Origin of the sequence: Stutzerimonas kunmingensis (assembly GCF_014764705.1) — a bacterium.
Classification (GTDB): Bacteria; Pseudomonadota; Gammaproteobacteria; order Pseudomonadales; family Pseudomonadaceae; genus Stutzerimonas.
Genome location: NZ_JACXXG010000002.1, coordinates 137,836 through 156,256 on the forward strand (window position 1 = coordinate 137,836; position 18,421 = coordinate 156,256).

Below are 18,421 nucleotides of genomic sequence, written 5' to 3' on the forward strand. Positions count from 1 at the left end.
GCGCGCCCGCGGTGCCGAAGACAACAAGAGGAGCCTCCGAATGGCCGACAAAGCAAGCTTCAACTGGATCGACCCGCTGCTGCTTGACCAGCAGTTGACCGAGGAAGAACGCATGGTGCAGGCCAGCGCCGCGCAGTTCGCCGCCGACAAGCTGGCGCCGCGGGTACTGGAAGCTTTCCGCCATGAGCGCACCGATCCGGCGATCTTTCGCGAGATGGGCGAGACCGGCCTGCTCGGCGCGACCATTCCGGAAGCCTACGGCGGCAGCGGGCTGAACTACGTGTGCTACGGCCTGATCGCCCGCGAGGTCGAGCGCATCGATTCGGGCTACCGCTCGATGATGAGCGTGCAGTCGTCGCTGGTGATGGTGCCGATCTTCGAGTTCGGCAACGAGGCGACCAGGCAGAAGTACCTGCCCAAGCTGGCCAGCGGCGAATACATCGGCTGCTTCGGCCTCACCGAGCCGAACCACGGCTCCGACCCTGGCTCGATGGTCACCCGGGCGAAAAAGGTCGACGGCGGCTATCGCCTGTCCGGCAGCAAGATGTGGATCACCAACAGCCCGATCGCCGATGTCTTCGTGGTCTGGGCGAAGGATGACGCCGGCGAGATCCGCGGCTTCGTGCTGGAAAAGGGCTGGGAAGGGTTGTCCGCCCCGACGATTCACGGAAAAGTCGGCCTGCGCGCCTCGATCACCGGCGAGATCGTCATGGACAACGTGTTCTGCCCGGAAGAGAACGCCTTCCCCGACGTACGCGGGCTGAAGGGCCCGTTCACCTGTCTGAACAGTGCCCGCTACGGCATCAGCTGGGGCGCACTGGGCGCCGCCGAGTTCTGCTGGCACACCGCGCGCCAGTACGTGCTCGACCGCCAGCAGTTCGGCCGGCCGCTGGCGGCCAACCAGCTGATCCAGAAGAAGCTGGCCGACATGCAGACCGAGATCAGCCTGGCCCTGCAGGGTTGCCTGCGCCTCGGCCGCATGAAGGACGAGGGCACCGCCGCGGTGGAAATCACCTCGATCATGAAGCGCAACAGCTGCGGCAAGGCACTCGACGTGGCGCGCATGGCGCGCGACATGATGGGCGGCAATGGCATCAGCGACGAGTTCGGTGTGGCCCGGCACCTGGTCAACCTGGAGGTGGTGAACACCTACGAGGGCACCCACGATGTGCATGCACTGATCCTCGGCCGCGCGCAGACAGGCATTCAGGCGTTCTTCTGAAACTGCACCCCTCTCCCAGAAGGAGAGGGGGCTTGCTCCGTCCAAACGCCTTCGAGGTTTCGTCCATGCCCGGCGCCCTGTCCCATATCCGTGTTCTCGACCTGTCGCGAGTGCTCGCCGGGCCCTGGTGCGGGCAGATCCTCGGTGATCTCGGCGCCGAGGTGATCAAGGTCGAGCGCCCTGGCACGGGCGACGATACCCGCCATTGGGGCCCGCCCTATCTCCAGGACCAGCACGGCGAGAACACTTCGGAGGCCGCCTATTACCTGACCGCCAACCGCAACAAGCAGTCGCTGACCGTCGACTTCACCCGGCCCGAGGGCCAGCGCATCATCCGCGAGCTGGTGGCGCAGTGCGATGTGCTGCTGGAGAACTTCAAGGTCGGCGGGCTGGCCGCCTACGGGCTGGATTACGAAAGCCTGAAGGCAATCAATCCGCGGCTGATCTACTGCTCGATCACCGGTTTCGGCCAGGACGGCCCCTACGCCACACGTGCCGGCTACGACTTCATGATCCAGGGCCTCGGCGGGCTGATGAGCCTGACCGGCCGCAGCGATGCGGAGGAGGGCGCCGGGCCGGTGAAGGTCGGCGTGGCGCTGACCGATATCCTCACCGGTCTGTACGCCACCGTTGGCGTGCTCGCTGCGCTGGCACATCGCGAACGCAGCGGCGAGGGCCAGCATATCGACACGGCGCTGCTCGACGTGCAGGTCGCCTGCCTCGGCAACCAGGCGCTCAACTACCTCACCACCGGCGTGGCGCCCAGGCGCATGGGCAATGCCCATCCGAACATCGTGCCCTATCAGGATTTCCCCACTGCCGACGGCGACATCATCCTCACCGTCGGTAACGACGGTCAGTTCCGCAAGTTCTGCGAGGTGGCCGGGCGTCCCGAGTGGGCGGCTGATGCCCGCTTCGCCACCAATCGCGCGCGCGTTGCCCATCGCGCCGAACTGATTCCACTGATTCGCCAGGTCACGGTGTTCCGCACCACGGCCGAATGGGTCAGTGCGCTGGAGCAGGCCGGTGTGCCCTGCGGGCCGATCAACGATCTGGCGCAGGTGTTCGCCGACCCGCAGGTGCAGCATCGCGGGCTGAACGTCGATATGCCGCATCCGCTGGCCGGCCGTGTGCCGCAGGTGGCCAGCCCGCTGCGGCTGTCCGCTTCACCCGTGGATTACCGCATGCCGCCGCCACTGCTCGGCGAGCACAGCGAGGCGCTGTTGCAGAGCCTGCTGGGCATGAATGACGAGCAGATTGCTGGCCTGCGCGCGGCCGGCGTCATCTAGCTCAGAAACCTTCCAGCACGATCTTGCCCTTGGCCTTGCCGCTTTCCAGCAGGGCATGGGCACGGCGCAGATTGGCCGCGCTGATGGTGCCGAAGTGCTCGCCGAGGGTGGTGCGCAGCACGCCCAGATCGACCAGCTGGCTGACGCGCTGCAGCAGGTGGTGCTGCTCGATCATGTCCGGCGTCTCGAACAGTGAGCGGGTGAACATCAGCTCCCAGTGCAGGGACAGGCTCTTGCGCTTGAGCTTCATCACGTCCAGCGGTTGGGCCGGATCGTCGATCAGTGCCAGGCGGCCCTGCGGCGTCAGCGCCTCGACCAGCTGATCGAAGTGCTGATCGGTCTGGGTCAGGCTGGCGACATGGCTGACGCTGGCGAAACCGGCGCGCTGCAGCTCGGCGTGCAACGGCTGACTATGGTCGATGACATGGTGCGCGCCGAGTTCACGCGCCCAGGCCTGGGTTTCCGGACGCGAGGCGGTGGCGATCACGCTGACCTCGGTGAGCTGACGGGCCAGCTGCAGCATGATCGAACCGACGCCGCCGGCGGCTCCGACGATCAGCAGCTGCTGCCCGGCGCCATGGCCCTCCACCAGTTGCAGGCGTTCGAACAGCAGCTCCCAGGCGGTGATGGCGGTCAGCGGCAGCGCGGCGGCCTCGGCGAAGCTCAGGCTCTGCGGCTTGCGTCCGACGATGCGCTCGTCCACCAGATGGCGTTCACTGTTGCCGCCGGCGCGGGCGATGGAGCCGGCGTAGAACACCTCGTCGCCGACCTTGAACAGGCTGACTTCGCTGCCCACCCCGACCACCACGCCGGCGACGTCCCAGCCCAGCACCTTCGGCTGACCGGCCTCGGGCTGGGTGTTGCGGCGTACCTTGGTATCCACCGGGTTGACCGAGATGGCGCGCACCTCCACCAGCAGGTCCCGCGGGCCGGGCACCGGCTCTGGTAGCTCCACGTCCTGTAGGGCACGGGGATCGTTGATGGAGTGGGATTCGAAATAGGCGACCGCTTTCATGCTGATGCTCCATTGGGTTCGGTTGAGTGCGGGCATGCTCGTTTATTTGACTCGGCGGAAAAACGGGGTAATAAGCGAGGCTCTTTAAACAGGATTTTGAAAATGCTGCGTATCGACGACCTGCAGCTGTTCGTCCGTACCGCCGACAGCGGCAGCCTTTCCGCGGCCGCGCGCGGGCTCGACGTGTCGCCCGCAGTGGCCAGTGCGGCCTTGAAGCGCCTGGAAGCGAGCCTGAGTGTGCGGCTGTTCGTGCGCTCCACCCGCAGCCTGCGCCTGACCGCCGAGGGCGAGGCTTATCTGCTGCATGCCCGGGCAGCACTGGCCAGCCTGCACGAGGGGGCACAGGCGCTCGCTGGTGGTCGCGAGGCGATCAGCGGCGTGCTGCAGCTGTCGGCGCCATCGGACTTCGGTCGCAACGTCCTGCTGCCCTGGCTCGACGAATTCCAGGCGAGTCATCCGCAGTTGCAGGTGCGCCTGCTGCTGGGCGACGGGCTGACCGATCTGTTCCGTCAGCCGGTGGACATCGTCCTGCGCTATGGCGCGCCGGAGGATTCCAGCCTCGTCGCGCTGCCGGTGGCTGGCGAGAACCGACGGGTGCTGTGCGCTTCGCCTGCCTACCTGCAACGGCACGGCGAGCCACGACGGCTGGACGAGCTGGCGGCGCACAACTGCCTGCGCTTCATGCTTGCCGGGCGCGTGCATGACCGCTGGTGCTTTCAGGAAGGACGCCGGGCGGTCACCGTGCAGGTCAGCGGTGACCGGGTCAGTGACGATGCGGACGTGGTGCGTCGCTGGGCGCTGGCCGGCAGCGGGCTGGCCTACAAGTCCTGGCTGGACATTGCCGACGACGTGGCCGCGGGCCGTCTACGGGTGCTGCTGCCGGACTGCCTTGGCGAGGCGGCGCCACTCAGCCTGCTCTGCGCCCATCGCGCGCAGTTGAGCAAGCCGGTGCGGCTGCTGCATGGACATCTGCAGACACGTTGCAAGGCGCTGTTGGCGCGCGCCCCCTGGCATCTCATTTAGACCCGTTATTCATGCTCGAGCTGTGAGCTTTTTGTTTGCGCCTGAACTCTTATGGCGTTTGGCTATTCTTATCTGAGTACTGGTTAACAGAATGGACAAGCGCATCATGCATACGCAGCGTTTTCGCTACACCTGGCAACTGACGGTTGTCGTCCTCCTGTCCTGGCTTCTGGCCGGCTGCGGGGTCAATAACATCCCAACCTATGACGAGCAGGTGAAGGCCGCCTGGTCGCAGGTGGAGAACCAGTACCAGCGCCGTGCCGACCTGATTCCCAACCTGGTCGAGACGGTCAAGGGCTTCGCCCGTCAGGAGCAGGAAACCCTTACCGCCGTGGTCGAGGCGCGGGCCAAGGCCACGTCGATTCAGGTCGATGCGAGCACACTCGATGATCCGCAGAAGCTGCAGCAGTTCCAGCAGGCGCAGAACCAGCTGACCGGCGCTCTGAGCCGGCTGATGGCGGTATCCGAGCGCTATCCGGATCTGAAATCCAATCAGAACTTCCTTGCCCTGCAATCGCAGCTCGAAGGCACCGAGAACCGCATCGCGGTGGCACGTCGCGACTTCATCGCCGCGGTCGAGCGCTACAACACCGAGATTCGAACCTTCCCCGGTCGCATCTGGCACACCCTGATGTACAGCGACATGCCGATTCGCGAGAACTTCGAGGCTACGGCCGAGAATGCCGAGCAAGCGCCACAAGTGCAGTTTCAATGACCTCCAGGTTTCCGCTACTGCTGATCCTGCTGCTCTGGGCCGGTAGCCTGGTCGCCCAGGAAGCCGAGGTCCCGGAGCTGACCGGGCGCGTGGTCGATCGTGCCGAGCTGCTCGACACCCAGGCCGAGGCGCGGCTGACCAGCATGCTGGCTGGCCACGAGCAGGCGACCGGTGAGCAGGTTGTCGTTGTCACGGTGCCGGACCTGGGCGGGCGCAGCATCGAGGAATTCGGTCTGGAGCTTGGCCGTACCTGGGGCATCGGCCAGAAGGGCGAGGACAACGGTGCGCTGCTGATCGTCGCTCGCGATGATCGCAAGATTCGCATCGAGGTCGGCTACGGTCTGGAAGGCCGGCTCACCGACGCGCAGTCCTCGGTCATCATCAACCGGATCATCGCGCCGGCATTCCAGCGCGGCGACTTCACGGCCGGGATCACCGAAGGTGCGGAGGCGATCGTCACCGTGCTCGGCGGCGACCCGCTGCCGGCCGAGCTGCGCCCGGTGATGCCGATGGTGCAGGAGCAACCCGGCGGCCTCGGGATTCTCGGTTTCTTCCTCATGCTGGTAGCAATCTTCGTTATCGGCGGCGGGCGCGGTGGCCGCGGTGGCGGTCGTCGTGCCTTGCTGCTGGGCGCCTTGCTTGGCGGTATGGGGCGGGGCGGTGGTGGTGGTTTCGGCGGCGGTGGCTTCGGTGGGGGCGGCGGCGGTTTCGGCGGCGGTGGCGCTTCCGGCGGCTGGTAAATCAATGATGGATAGACGATGACCTTACTGAGCGAAAGCGAACTGCAACAGGTAGCCGAAGCGATCGAGCGCGTCGAGCGCAGCACCGATGCCGAGCTGGTCACGGTGCTGGCCGCGCAGGCAGACGACTACCACTACATCCCGCTGCTGTGGGCCGGCCTGATCGCGCTGCTGTTACCCGGAGCGCTGCTGTTCTTCAGTGGCTGGCTTGGCGCATGGCAGCTGCTGCTCGTGCAGTGGGCGACCTTTATCGTGCTTGCGGTGCTGTTCCGCATGCCGGTGCTGACCAGCCACCTGATCCCCCGTTCGGTGCGCAACTGGCGTGCCTGCAATCTGGCGCGGCGTCAGTTCATCGAGCTCAATCTGCATCACACCGACGGCGACACCGGAGTGTTGATCTTCGTCTCCGAAGCAGAGCGCTATGTGGAGATTCTGGTCGACCGCGGCATTTCCAGCCGCATCGACAATGCCGCCTGGGAATCGGTCGTCGCCTGCTTCACCGATCGGGTAAAGCAGGGGCAGGTGCTCGAAGGCTTTCTTGGCTGCATCGAAGCCAGTGGGGCGCTGCTGGCGCAGCATGTGCCGAAGACCCATGAACGCAACGAACTGCCGAACCGGCTGGTGGTGTTGCCTTAACTCTCCAGCAGCGATGGCGCCCGTGGGCGCCATCCTTTCACTGCATGCGCCGTTGTTCGGCAAGTAGCTGGCGCTCGCGCTGCAGCGCGCGCGCAAGGCGCTGCTGACCGCCGCGCTCGGCCGCGGCGATCAGTGTCTGGTCGACCAGGTCGCGCTGTGCATGACTGCCGCCGAAACGCTGCGCCTGATTGCGGATCGCCCGTAGCCGCTCCACGCATCGCCCGTGGTCGCCCTCGACGAACGCCACCACAGCCTCGACGCCCGGAGCGCCGATCTGGCTGGTGAAGCGTGCGTTGTCGTCGTCCCGCGCGCATGCCCGTCGCTGGGCTTCGCGCAGCAGGCCCAGCAGGTCATCGCGGCCGGCGCTGGCGAAGGCCATCGCAGCGTGAAAGTCGTTGAAGGCATAGTTGCCGTCTGCTGCCATCGCTGCCCAGCGCTCGGCCACGCCCGCCCAGCGTTCGCCGACATCCACGCCACGCAGTTGCAGCCGCCAGAGCAGTGCGCTGGCGTCGATCAGCTCCAGCGCCAGGGTGTTCTGTCGGCCATTCACCGGGCCATCGAACAGGGCCAGCGCAGTATCGCAATCGTCCAGTTCGATATGATGCAGCGCCAGGTGCCACCAGTTGTGCACCCCCAGCATGCTGTCCTGCTGCCAGGTCGGGTTGCCGCGCATCCAGGCGATCCCTTCCTCGCGCCGCCCCTGCATCTCCAGCACATGCGCGACGGCATGCTGCGCCCAGGCATCGCTGGGTTGAAGCGCGATCGCTTCGCGGCCATAGCGTTCGGCGAGCCGATAATCGCCGGTCTCTTCCAGTCCGAACGCGTACAGGCCGAGCAGCGCATGGTAGCCAGGCACTTCCAGCGACCAGTCCGGCAGGACGCGGGCGATGCGGTCGCGCAGCATGCGTGCATCGCCGGTGAAAAAGTCGATCTGCTGTCCCGCCTGCAGCGCCAGCATGTCGTGGGGATAGTCGATGCTGAGGTCTTCCAGCACGCGTCCGGCGGCGTGCCAGCGGCCATCCAGCAGTTGCCGCAGCGCCTGCAGGTGGCGGGCCTCGCGGTCATTGTGCGGCAGCTCCAGGGCGTGCTCGTACGAGGTGCGGGCCACCGGCAGGGCGGCCGCCTCGGTGCCGAGCAGGTAGAGCCAGGCGTGCAGGACATGGCCCATGACCAGTTCCGGCGAGGCCTGCAGTGTGGCTTCGGTGGTCGCCAGCGATTCGGCGTGCAGGCAGCGGAACTGCGCGAGCGCCTGATCGAGCAGGGCCTGCGCCTCGCTATTGCAGCCGGTCAGTTGGTACCCGTGTGCGTCTTTCATTGTTCTATGCTCCATGAGTCCGGTTCGTTGGCATCGGCCAACGCGCCCATACTCGGGGTTTGGCTTACGTTGGACCCCAGTCATCCTGGAAACAAACCGGCTATTTCCGCCATGGCCCGCTCAGAGATCGCCGAACGCCCGCCGCTGACCGTCGCCCTGCTGGCGACGCCGGACAGTACGGCCTCGACGCTGTTCGGCCTCTACGATCTGCTGCTGGGTGCCCGTCGCGACTGGCAGCAACTGCTGCACCGCGCCGACGTGGCGTCGCCTTTCCTGCCGCTGATCGTCAGCCGCGACGGACACTCGCTGCGGGTCTACAACGATATCCCTGTCCACCCTTATGCCAGTCTGGACGACGCACCGCCTACCGACGTGGTGATCGTTAGCAACCTGGCGGTCAGCCCCTGGGAGCCGCTCGATGATCGCTACGCGCCCGAGGCGCAATGGCTGTGCGAGCGCTATGCGGCCGGCGCGACGCTGGCGGCGGCTTGCTCCGGGGCGATGCTGCTGGCGCGTACCGGGCTCTTGGCCGGCTGCGAAGGGACTTCGCACTGGGGCTACTGCGATTGCCTGCGTCGCGAATACCCGGACGTGCGCTGGCATCCGGACAAGGCATTGGTCAGCACCGGCGTCGGCCAGCGCCTGGTGATGTCTGGCAGTGGCAGCAGCTGGCATGCGCTGGGGCTGTTTCTCATCGCCCGTTTCGTCGGTGCGCGCGAGGCGATGGAGGTGGCGCGGCTGAACCTGTTCGACTGGGACGTGACCAGCCCGCTGGCCTACGCCGCGATGATGCGCACCGGCCAGCTGGCTGATCCGGTGATCGCTCGCTGCCAGGAGTGGGCCGCGCAGCATTACGAGGAAGAGGCGCCGGTGAGCGCCATGGTGCGCATCAGCGGGCTGCCGGAGCGGACCTTCCAGCGCCGCTTCGCCCTGGCCACGGGACTGACGCCGCTGGATTACATCCATACCCTGCGGCTGGAGGAGGCCAAGCAACTGCTGGAAAGCGGAGAGCTGTCGGTTGAAGCGATCGCCTGGGAGGTCGGCTATCAGGACGCCGGCTTCTTCGGTCGACTGTTCCGGCGCAAGGTCGGCCTCACGCCGGCGCAATACCGGCGACGTTTCGGCGTGTTGTCGCGGCGCCTGGACGGCATCGCCACGCTGCAGCAGGTGGCGCCGGCCGTGCACTGATCCCAGCGGATGTGCCGTCCGCCGGGATCGTTACGACCTCCGGCTCAGAGCCGGGTCGGGCCGTCGTCTTCCGGCTCGCTCGATACCACCGGCGACAGTTCGAAGCTGTCGGTGCTGTCCATGGCGCTGGCCGCGACGCGGTCGATGCTGTTCAGCGCATGGCCGATGATCGAGCTGACACTGGCTTCGTGATGGTGCACGGGCAACCGTTCGATGGCCGCCAGCACCTCTTCTCCAGGCACGGTTTCCACCGCGAGCAGGCGCTCGGTGATGTGGTCGAGCGCCGGTTTCAATCGCTGCAGCAGGGCCAGGCACTCCTGATTGAGCTGCTGCAGCAGCTCATCGGCCGCTTCCAGCGCTTCTCGCGGATCGCTGTCCAGATGCGCGTCTCGCACGGCCTGCAGGCTCAACAGCGAGCCGCGCGGGCCCATGCCGAGGGCGCCGACCATGGAAAGGGCGATCTTCGAGGCTTCCTGCAGATCCTGCCCGGCGCCGGACGACACCTCGTGGAAATACAGCTGCTCGGCGCCGCGCCCGGCCAGCAGCATCTGGATGCGATTGCGCAGCTCGGAATACATGTGCAGGCGCTTGTCTTCCACCGGCGTTACCAGCGTCACACCCAGCGCCTGACCCCGCGGCAGGATGGTGACCTTTTCCACCCGGCCGACATTCAGCGCAGCTGCGACCAGCGCGTGGCCGGCTTCGTGCACGGCAATGCGCTTGCGATCGGTCGGCGACATGGGTGTCACACCGGAGGGCTGCTCGCCGATGCGGCAGGTTTCCACCGCGTCGACGAAATGCGCCATATCGACCTGTCTGGCGCCCGCGCGGGCCGCCAGCAATGCTGCGTGGTTGACGATATAGGCGATCGCGGCCGGCGTCAGGCCGACCGTGTTGCGCGCCAGTTGCGGGAAATCCAGACCCGCCGCGGCAGTGATCTTGCCGGCGTACAGGCGGAACAGCGCTTCGCGGTCATCGAGGCCGGGCAGGCCGACGGCAATCGAGCGGTCGAAGCGGCCTTCACGTACCAGTGCCGGATCGAGCGAGTTGGGGAAGTTGGTGGCGCCCAGCACCAGCACGCCGGCAGCGCCATCGAAACCGTCCATCTCGGCGAGGAACTGGTTGATGATGCGGTTGCTTTCGGCATCGCTGGAACGTGTCTGCTCGGCGCGCTTGCCGATGCCGTCGATTTCGTCGATGAAGATGATGCACGGCGCCTGCTTGCGGGCGGTGCGGAACAGCGCCTTGACCTTCTGGATGCCAACGCCGAAATACATCGAGGAGAAATCGCTGCCGGTGACCTGGATGAAGCTGGCATTCGACTCACTCGCCAGCGCCTTGGCCAGCTGGGTCTTGCCTGTGCCGGGCTCGCCGGTCAGCAGCACGCCCTTGGGCGGGCGGGCGCCGAGACGGGCATAGGCGGCCGGATCGCGCAGGTAGGCGGTGACGTCGCTGAGCGCCTGCTTGGCCTCGGCGGCGCCGATGACATCAGCGAAGGTCACGCCGCTGCCTTTTCGCTGGACTTCAAAGCTACGGGTCTTCATGGCGAAGAACACCGCCGCGCCGATCAGCAGCAGGGCGATCGGTGAGTAGGGCAGAAGGATCTTGTAAAACGGCTTTTCCGCGTCGGTCTGGAACATTGCCAACGGGAACAGCTCGCCGCTGCTCTGCGCGTACTGCTCGAGCAGCAGTCTCGCGACGCGTCCGGACTGGTCCGGCACCCAGTAGCGCAGGCCCTCGTGCAGGCTGACGTAGACCGCATCCTTACCCAATGCGGCGCTGGCAATGCTGGCGCCACGCAGATCGTTCATCAGCACCGAGAGATCGCGGCGATTGGCCTGCCAGGGCTCGGTGGAGTCCTGCAAGGCTTCGAGCATGCTCGCCGCCGCGCCAGTGGCTGGCGTCGACGGGGCGCTGGGGCGCAACTGCCAATAGGCGACGCTGGCGGCGATCAGCAGGAGCAGGAAAATAAGAAGTACAGGGCCGCGGCGACCTTGTAGCAGACGTGGTGTTTTCATTTCACATCCAATCGGGAAACCCGACGTTTCGACAAACCACCGCCAGGAGGCGGACCACAGTTGTTCGCGGGAAACCCCGCGGCGCCATTTGCATGGCGCGCCACAGTTCGGATGTGTTGGATGCGATTTATATGCCCGACTGTGTCTCGGCTCGGCAGACTCCGATAGCCGGCGAGAATACGGCAAGTGCCACCATGGGGGCGGCTACGCGACGAACGGAGAGCAGGTTTTCGACGAATGACCCGCTGCGCGGGGAACGAAAGTGTGCGTCGGATGACGTGCCGCGACGCCCGGCGGGACTGGCGGAGCACGGCATCTCACGTAAGTGATCCGGCGCAGAGATTGTCCCGCAAGGCGCTGTTAGGGTTCATCGCCGCGCGGTCGCTTGTCCCGAACCGGGCGCAATAAGAACCTGCCGACAGCCGCCCGGAACCGATGCCGGTGCGGAAAAACAACGTCCGATCGACCCGAGACTTCAACATGCCGACCAACAAGAAGTATCTTCGCTGCGCTTTTCTGGGCGCGCTGATTAGCCTTCTGCCATTCGCCTCGGCCAGCGCCGACGGGGAAACCATCAACCTGCTCACGCAGAATTTCCCGCCGTTCAGCATGGCCGACGATGGCAAGAATTTCGCCAAGGAGGGTGCGATCAGCGGCATTGATGCCGAGGTGGTGGCCGCGCTGTTCAAGCGTGCGGGCGTGCCCTATGCGATGACGCTGCGTTTCCCGTGGAGCCGCCTGCAGCAGTTGGCCGAGAAGACCCCGGGCTTCGCTGTGTTCTCCCTCAGCCGTACCCCCGAGCGCGAGCCCAAGTACAAGTGGGTCGGTCCGCTCAGCGAGATCCAGATCGTGCTGCTCAAGACTCCGGAGAGCCAGATTCAGGTCTCCAGCCTGGATGCTGCCAAGCAGTATCGAATCGGCTCGAAGGATGGCAGCGTGGGCAGTCAGTACCTGATCAACCGTGGCATCGAGGTGCAGAGTTCGCTGATCGACACCCCGGCCAAGCTGAAGGCCGGTCAGTTCGATCTGTGGGCGACCACCAACCCCTCCGGCGAATACGAGGCGAAGCAGGCCGGCGTCGGCCCGCTGGCCGTGGCGCTGACCCTGAGCCGGGTCGACCTCTATCTGGCGCTGAACAAGGAAACGCCGGATGCAGTCGTCGAGAAGTTGCAGCGCACCCTCGACCAGATGAAGCAGGAAGGGCTGCTGCAGCAGGCGGCGCAGCGTTACGTGAACTGAAGGCGTTTCACGCTACCGGGGGACGGGTGATCGTCCCTTCGGCGAGTTCTACGTGCAATCGGATCGCATCACTCCCAGGCATGAATGAGGCGTGCCGGCGAGGCATCTGGCTAACGCAGGTTGCCGCCGTGGGGCCTGCCCACACTGCCTCTTAGATTTCGTCTGGCGGATTCTGATAAACGCCTGTTGGCCGAACTCATCGCCCCGGGGTAGCCGCGTGGCCCCGGTTCGATCAACAAGTCGCCGGAAAATGAAACGGCAGGGGATTTTTTGCCGGTTTGGACTGCCTTAGTCCAGTGGAGCGGTATCGCTCCAACCGCACTCCTGGCGATTCGAGAATTCGATGACTTGCTTCAATAACTACGTGCTGCGTGCCTTCTGCATGGCCGCCGCAGTCTGGATTGCGCCTACCAACGCCGAGAACCTACCCGAACCGGTAGGCCATGTGGCGCGGGTGGAAGGCGCTGCGTACATCAGTAGTCGCGGCTATACCAACGCCGCCAAGGTCGGCCAGGCAATCGTGCCGGGTGTGGCTTTGAGCACCGGCGCCGAAGGTGCGCTGGGGGTGATCCTCGGCGACGGCAGCGTTTTGGCTTTCGGCCCGCACAGCGAGCTGACCCTCGACGACTATCGCTTCGCCCCGGCATTGGATGAGCTGCGCCTGCGCGCGACGCTCAATCGCGGCACGCTCAACCTGATTGCGGGCGACATGGCCCGCCTCGATCCACAGGCCATCGCTGTCGACACGCCGGACGGCCGCATCGGCGTGCGCGGTGGCCAGGTGTTGATGAAGGTGAGCCCGTGAAGCCGATTACGCTGATGCAAACGATGGTGCTGCTGGCGATGACGGCAGTGGCGGGCTGCGCGCAGCATTCCTACGTGATGCTGGCGGACGACAGTGGTGGGCGCGGTGGTGTGATGCTTGGAGAGGAAGGGGAGCGTCGGTTGGACGCGTCTGGCCAGGGCATGGCAATTGCCGGTACCGGTCAGGCCTATGTCGTACCGGACATGCGCCGCAAGGCGGACTTCGACAAGGCGCTGGCTGCCCAGCCGGCATTGCCCGAGCGTTTTAGCCTTCATATCGCGCCATCCGGCGCGCTGGACAGCACGGCTGAACAACTGCTGGACAGCGTTCTGCTGGCAGCCCAGCGTCGGGACTATCCGGTGGTAACAGACATCGGCCATACCGATACGCTGGGTCATCGTGCGGCCAACGAGCAGGTCGGTTTGCGTCGCGCCCAGGCGGTCGCCGAGCTGTTGCGTACCAAGGGGCTGGAAGCGATGGAGTTGCGGGTGGAATCCCACGGCGAGCGCAATCTGCTGATAGCGACGCCGGATGCCACGGCCGAGCCGCGCAATCGGCGGGTCGAAATTCTGGTGCGTTGAGGTCGATGACGCGGCGACTGGCGCCGCGCCGACAGACGATCCGGTCAGTCGATGACCAGAACGGCGTCCATTTCAACCTGCGCACCCTTGGGCAGGGCGGAGACACCGATGGCGGCACGCGCCGGGTACGGCTGCTGGCAGTAGCGGCTCATCACCTCGTTGACGGTGGCGAAGTTGCCGAGGTCGGTGAGGAAGATGTTGAGCTTGACGATGTCCTTCAGCGAGCCGCCAGCCGCTTCTGCCACCGCCTTGAGGTTCTCGAAAACCTGCACCGCCTGCGCTTCGAAACCTTCCACCAGCTCCATGTTCTTGGGATCCAGCGGGATCTGCCCGGACAGGTAGACGGTGTTGCCGGCCTTGATGGCCTGGGAGTAGGTGCCAATGGCGGCCGGCGCCTTGTCGGTGTTGATCACGGTCTTGCTCATGGAGACTCCTCTGAGGGTTGGGCAACGGGCAGCCAGCATAATGGCTGATGGCGAGAGCGGCCAGCCGTGGCGTTTTGCAGACAGATCGAAGTTGACGGAGGAGGTCAGGCCTTGACGCGGGTGATGCGGGTGACGCCCTTGATGGCGCGCAGCTTCTTGATGACTCGGGCCAGGTGCACGCGGTCATGCACGCTGACCACCAGCTGGACGACGCTGATGCGGCCGTCGCGCTCGTCCATGCCGATCTTCTCGATGTTGCCGTCGGCGGCATTGACGCTGCCGGCGAGCAGGGCGATCAGGCCGCGCTGGTGCTCCAGCTCGACCCGGAGCTCGACATTGAACTCGCCGGTGACATCCTTCGACCAGGATAGCTGGATGCACTTGTCCGGGTTGTGGCGTACGTCGGCGATGTTCCGGCAGGTTTCCAGGTGCACGACCATGCCCTTGCCGGCCGATAGATGCCCGACGATGGGGTCGCCGGGAATCGGCGTACAGCACTTGGCGTAGTTCAGCACCAGCCCTTCGGTGCCGCGAATCGCCAACGGACCTTCGAGTGCCGGTACTTCCTCATTGTCGTGCGATATCAGACGGCGCGCGATCACATAGGCCATGCGGTTGCCCAGGCCGATATCCTCCAGCAGATCCTCGACGTACTCCATGTGGTATTCGGTCAGTACCTGCTGGATGCGCTCGGCGCTGATCTTGTCCAGGCTGGTCTCGAAGCCGCTGAGCGCCTTGCTCAGCAAGCGCTCGCCGAGGTTGATCGACTCCGAACGACGCTGCAGTTTGAGCGCATGGCGGATATGCGTGCGTGCCTTGCCGGTGACGACAAAATTCAGCCAGGCCGGATTCGGCCGCGCACCTGGTGCGGTGACGATCTCCACCGTCGAGCCACTCTCCAGTGGTTGCGACAGCGGCGCCAGGCGACGGTTGACGCGGCAGGCGATGCAGGTGTTGCCGACGTCGGTGTGCACCGCGTAGGCGAAGTCGACGGCGGTGGAACCCTTGGGCATCTCCATGATGCGGCCCTTGGGGGTGAAGACGTAGACCTCGTCGGGGAACAGGTCGATCTTCACGCTCTCGATGAATTCCAGCGAGTTGCCGGCGCGCTGCTGCAGTTCCAGTACACCCTTGACCCACTGGCGGGCGCGGGCGTGGGTGCCCTTGGGCACTTCGTCCTCGGGGGACTTGTACAGCCAGTGCGCGGCGATGCCGTTGTTGGCCATCTCTTCCATCTCGCGGGTGCGAATCTGGATCTCGATGGGCACGCCGTGCATGCCGAACAGGGTGGTGTGCAGGGACTGGTAGCCGTTGGCCTTGGGAATCGCGATGTAGTCCTTGAAACGGCCCGGCAGCGGCTTGTACAGGCTGTGCACCGCACCGAGCACGCGGTAGCAGGTGTCGACCTTGTCCACCACGATGCGGAACGCGTAGACGTCCATGATCTCGTGGAACGCCTTGCGCTTGCCGCGCATCTTCTTGTAGATGCTGTATAGGTGCTTCTCGCGGCCCAGTACGTCGCCTTCCAGGCCTTCGCGCTCTAGGCAATGGATCAGCGATTGTTCGATCTTCTCGACGATCTCGTTGCGGTTGCCGCGGGCGCGGCGAACGGCTGCGCGGATGCGTTCGGAGCGCATCGGGTGCATGGCCTTGAAACCGAGATCCTCGAACTCCACGCGCATGGTGTGCATGCCCAGCCGGTTGGCGATGGGCGCGTAGATCTCGAGGGTTTCCTTGGCGATGCGGCGGCGCTTTTCCCCGGCCAGCACTTCCAGGGTACGCATGTTGTGCAGGCGGTCGGCGAGTTTGACCAGGATCACGCGGATATCGCGAGCCATGGCCATGGCCATCTTCTGGAAATTCTCGGCCTGTGCCTCGGCCTTGGTCTCGAAGTTCATCTGGGTCAGCTTGCTGACCCCGTCGACCAGTTCGGCAACGGTTTCGCCGAACTGCGCGACCAGCGCTTCCTTGGGAATACCGGTGTCTTCAATGACGTCATGCAGCATCGCGGCCATCAGGCTCTGATGGTCCATGTGCATGTCGGCGAGGATGTTGGCTACCGCGAGAGGATGGGTGACGTAGGCTTCACCGCTGCGCCGGCGTTGACCGTCGTGGGCCTGCTCGGCGTAAAAATAGGCACGACGGACCAGATTGACCTGATCCGGGCCGAGGTAGGTCGATAGGCGATCCGCAAGCGCGTCTATGGCTGGCAAGACAGTGCTCCTTGCCAGCGGGCTTCGATGTTATCGGTTCGACTTCGACCTGGCATTTATTCAGATGGCCTCGTTCGGCTCTTCCTCGTACTGGGTGAAGAGAGGCTCGTCGTCAACGATCTCGTCTTGTGCAATGACATCGTAGTCGACCAGGCCGGAAGCGATCTCGCGCAGGGCGACGACGGTCGGCTTGTCATTTTCCCATGCGACCTTGGGCTCCTTGCCACCGGTGGCCAGCTGGCGCGAGCGCTTGGTAGCGAGCATGACCAGCTCGAAGCGGTTATCGACGTTGTCCAGGCAATCTTCAACGGTAACGCGGGCCATGGTGTTCCTCATCAATAGCGGTAGAGCGTGCCCGAATGGGCGAGCGGACGGAGTAGTCTAAAAAATCACCAGCCTTAATGGAAGCGCTGTTTCTGCGGGCTGTGCGTCAACCGACCTGCGCGAGCAATTCGCCAAGAAGGCGGGCGTGGCGCTGTTGCTGGGTCTTCTGTATCAGTTGGTTGGAGCGGAAGATCGACTGCAGGTCAATCAGGGCGTGGGCGAAGTCGTCGTTGATCACCAGGTAATCGTATTCGACGTAGTGGCTCATTTCGCTGACCGCTTCGCGCATGCGCTTGTCGATGATCTCGTCACTGTCCTGGCCGCGGTTGTTGAGGCGTTGGCGCAGTGCTTCCTGTGTCGGCGGCAGGATGAAGATCGATTTGGCCTGGGGCATCAGGCGGCGCACCTGCTGCGCGCCTTGCCAGTCGATCTCCAGGATCAGGTCGAAGCCTTCGGCCAGGGTGTCTTCCAACCAGCGCTGGGAGGTGCCGTACAGGTTGCCGAACACTTCGGCATGCTCGAGAAACTCGTTGCGCTCCAGTCGCGCGAGAAAATCCTCGCGGCTGACGAAGTGATAGTTAACGCCGTCGACCTCGCCCGGCCGCATGGTACGGGTGGTATGGGAAACCGACACCCGCACCTGCGGTTGTGCATCGACCAGCGCCTTGACCAGGCTGGTCTTGCCGGCCCCGGAAGGCGCGGAAACGATATAAAGCGTACCGGTGGTGGCGGACATGACGGGTTCCTGAAAAGCGCTGTTAATGCTGTGGGACAAAATAGACCAGCCGTTGTGGTGGCTGATGGTTATTCGAGGTTTTGCACCTGCTCGCGCATCTGCTCGATCAATACCTTGAGATTGACCGCGGCCTGAGTGCTGCGCGGGTCGAACGCTTTCGAGCCGAGGGTGTTGGCTTCGCGATTGAGTTCCTGCATGAGGAAGTCGAGCCGGCGTCCGGCCGCGCCGCCGGTCTTGAGTACGCGTCGCACTTCGGTCACGTGGGTGTTCAGGCGGTCCAGTTCTTCGGCAACGTCACTCTTCTGTGCCAGCAGGACCATTTCCTGTTCGAGGCGCTGTGGGTCGAGTTCTGCCTGCATTTCGCTGAAGCGGTCGAGCACCTTCTGGCGCTGGGCTGCGAGCATCTGCGGCACCTGTTCGCGCAGCGTGGCAACTTCTTCGAGGATGCTGTCCAGACGCTCGTTGAGTAGCTTGGCCAGTTCGTCGCCCTCACGCCCGCGGCCTTCCTTGAGCTGCTCGAGCGCACTGTGGAAGAGCTGCAGGGCACTCTGGTTGAGTGCTTGTGGGTCGACTGCGTCGCCGACCAGTACGCCCGGCCAGCCAAGTACCTGCAGCGGGTCAATCGGTGCGGGTTGGCTGATCAGTGCGGCAACGCTTTCGGCGGCGGCGATCAACTGGCTGGCGCGCTCGCGGTCGACCTGCAGGGCGGTGCGGTTGTTTTCCTCGGCGAAGCGCAAAGTGCACTCCACCTTGCCGCGCGAGATGCCTTTGCGCAGGGCATCGCGAACCGCGCCTTCGAGGTCGCGGAAGGCGTCCGGCAGGCGCAGGTGCGGCTCGAGATAGCGATGATTGACCGAGCGGATTTCCCAACTGAGGGTGCCATGGGTGCCGGCCTGCTCGCTGCGGGCAAAGGCCGTCATGCTGTGGACCATCGGGG

The 18,421-nt window shown here is 64.9% G+C and carries 18 protein-coding genes; 10 read left to right on the top strand and 8 right to left on the bottom strand.

The window, feature by feature from the left end; genetic code table 11:
- Window positions 1–40 precede the first annotated feature (40 nt).
- Together IEG05_RS02445 and IEG05_RS02450 are read left to right on the top strand one after the other, a co-directional pair.
- A complete protein-coding gene (locus tag IEG05_RS02445) occupies window positions 41–1,222 on the top strand; it encodes an acyl-CoA dehydrogenase (RefSeq protein WP_191121608.1) in 1,182 nt (393 codons plus the stop codon).
- 65 nt (window positions 1,223–1,287) lie between these two features.
- The gene (locus IEG05_RS02450) at window positions 1,288–2,511 is read left to right on the top strand and encodes a CaiB/BaiF CoA transferase family protein (protein WP_191121657.1); all 1,224 of its coding nucleotides are present in this window, start codon (window positions 1,288–1,290) and stop codon (window positions 2,509–2,511) included.
- A 1-nt stretch (window position 2,512) separates the two neighbouring features.
- Here IEG05_RS02450 and IEG05_RS02455 read toward each other — a convergent pair whose 3' ends face one another.
- Window positions 2,513–3,526, bottom strand: a complete 1,014-nt coding sequence (locus IEG05_RS02455) for a zinc-binding alcohol dehydrogenase family protein (protein WP_046618415.1) — start codon at window positions 3,524–3,526, stop codon at window positions 2,513–2,515.
- A gap of 102 nt (window positions 3,527–3,628) precedes the next feature.
- On the opposite strand from IEG05_RS02455, the gene IEG05_RS02460 reads away from it, so the two are divergent.
- The 4 genes from IEG05_RS02460 (at window position 3,629) to IEG05_RS02475 (ending at window position 6,640) form a co-directional block, all read left to right on the top strand.
- The gene (locus tag IEG05_RS02460; protein ID WP_046618413.1) at window positions 3,629–4,549 is read left to right on the top strand and encodes a LysR family transcriptional regulator; all 921 of its coding nucleotides are present in this window, start codon (window positions 3,629–3,631) and stop codon (window positions 4,547–4,549) included.
- Window positions 4,550–4,655: 106 nt separating this feature from the next.
- On the top strand, window positions 4,656–5,264 hold the full coding sequence (locus IEG05_RS02465) for a LemA family protein (RefSeq protein ID WP_031297351.1): 609 nt from the start codon (window positions 4,656–4,658) through the stop codon (window positions 5,262–5,264).
- Window positions 5,261–6,004, top strand: coding sequence for a TPM domain-containing protein (locus IEG05_RS02470; RefSeq protein ID WP_041015212.1), 744 nt, complete (start codon window positions 5,261–5,263; stop codon window positions 6,002–6,004). Before IEG05_RS02465 ends, IEG05_RS02470 begins: the two co-directional genes overlap by 4 nt.
- Before the next feature lie 18 nt (window positions 6,005–6,022).
- Window positions 6,023–6,640, top strand: a complete 618-nt coding sequence (locus IEG05_RS02475; RefSeq protein WP_041015211.1) for a TPM domain-containing protein — start codon at window positions 6,023–6,025, stop codon at window positions 6,638–6,640.
- Window positions 6,641–6,677: 37 nt separating this feature from the next.
- Here IEG05_RS02475 and IEG05_RS02480 read toward each other — a convergent pair whose 3' ends face one another.
- Window positions 6,678–7,955 carry a tetratricopeptide repeat protein gene (locus IEG05_RS02480; RefSeq protein WP_046618411.1) on the bottom strand — a complete coding sequence of 426 codons (1,278 nt, stop codon included), beginning with the start codon at window positions 7,953–7,955 and terminating at the stop codon, window positions 6,678–6,680.
- 111 nt (window positions 7,956–8,066) lie between these two features.
- On the opposite strand from IEG05_RS02480, the gene IEG05_RS02485 reads away from it, so the two are divergent.
- Window positions 8,067–9,143 (top strand): GlxA family transcriptional regulator, encoded by a 1,077-nt coding sequence (locus IEG05_RS02485; RefSeq protein WP_046618409.1) that lies wholly within the window; start codon window positions 8,067–8,069, stop codon window positions 9,141–9,143.
- Window positions 9,144–9,187: 44 nt separating this feature from the next.
- Here IEG05_RS02485 and IEG05_RS02490 read toward each other — a convergent pair whose 3' ends face one another.
- On the bottom strand, window positions 9,188–11,161 hold the full coding sequence (locus IEG05_RS02490) for an AAA family ATPase (protein WP_046618407.1): 1,974 nt from the start codon (window positions 11,159–11,161) through the stop codon (window positions 9,188–9,190).
- A gap of 480 nt (window positions 11,162–11,641) precedes the next feature.
- Here IEG05_RS02490 and IEG05_RS02495 point away from each other — a divergent pair, with 480 nt between their 5' ends.
- The 3 genes from IEG05_RS02495 (at window position 11,642) to IEG05_RS02505 (ending at window position 13,786) form a co-directional block, all read left to right on the top strand.
- Window positions 11,642–12,400 carry a substrate-binding periplasmic protein gene (locus IEG05_RS02495; RefSeq protein ID WP_041015207.1) on the top strand — a complete coding sequence of 253 codons (759 nt, stop codon included), beginning with the start codon at window positions 11,642–11,644 and terminating at the stop codon, window positions 12,398–12,400.
- A gap of 343 nt (window positions 12,401–12,743) precedes the next feature.
- Window positions 12,744–13,205 carry a FecR domain-containing protein gene (locus IEG05_RS02500; RefSeq protein WP_046618406.1) on the top strand — a complete coding sequence of 154 codons (462 nt, stop codon included), beginning with the start codon at window positions 12,744–12,746 and terminating at the stop codon, window positions 13,203–13,205.
- Window positions 13,206–13,219: 14 nt separating this feature from the next.
- Window positions 13,220–13,786, top strand: coding sequence for an OmpA family protein (locus IEG05_RS02505; RefSeq protein ID WP_191121658.1), 567 nt, complete (start codon window positions 13,220–13,222; stop codon window positions 13,784–13,786).
- 44 nt (window positions 13,787–13,830) lie between these two features.
- Here IEG05_RS02505 and IEG05_RS02510 read toward each other — a convergent pair whose 3' ends face one another.
- The 5 genes from IEG05_RS02510 to IEG05_RS02530 all read right to left on the bottom strand — a co-directional run bounded on the left by IEG05_RS02510 (window position 13,831) and on the right by IEG05_RS02530 (window position 18,416).
- A complete protein-coding gene (locus IEG05_RS02510) occupies window positions 13,831–14,211 on the bottom strand; it encodes a RidA family protein (protein WP_090521916.1) in 381 nt (126 codons plus the stop codon).
- Window positions 14,212–14,315: 104 nt separating this feature from the next.
- Window positions 14,316–16,424 carry a bifunctional GTP diphosphokinase/guanosine-3',5'-bis pyrophosphate 3'-pyrophosphohydrolase gene (spoT, locus tag IEG05_RS02515; protein ID WP_046618404.1) on the bottom strand — a complete coding sequence of 703 codons (2,109 nt, stop codon included), beginning with the start codon at window positions 16,422–16,424 and terminating at the stop codon, window positions 14,316–14,318.
- Between the two features lie 60 nt (window positions 16,425–16,484).
- Window positions 16,485–16,748 (bottom strand): DNA-directed RNA polymerase subunit omega, encoded by a 264-nt coding sequence (rpoZ, locus tag IEG05_RS02520; RefSeq protein ID WP_003283345.1) that lies wholly within the window; start codon window positions 16,746–16,748, stop codon window positions 16,485–16,487.
- Window positions 16,749–16,854: 106 nt separating this feature from the next.
- Window positions 16,855–17,484: a guanylate kinase gene (gmk, locus tag IEG05_RS02525; protein ID WP_042921757.1), complete on the bottom strand. Its 630-nt coding sequence runs from the start codon at window positions 17,482–17,484 to the stop codon at window positions 16,855–16,857.
- A gap of 68 nt (window positions 17,485–17,552) precedes the next feature.
- On the bottom strand, window positions 17,553–18,416 hold the full coding sequence (locus IEG05_RS02530) for a YicC/YloC family endoribonuclease (RefSeq protein ID WP_046618401.1): 864 nt from the start codon (window positions 18,414–18,416) through the stop codon (window positions 17,553–17,555).
- Window positions 18,417–18,421 lie beyond the last annotated feature (5 nt).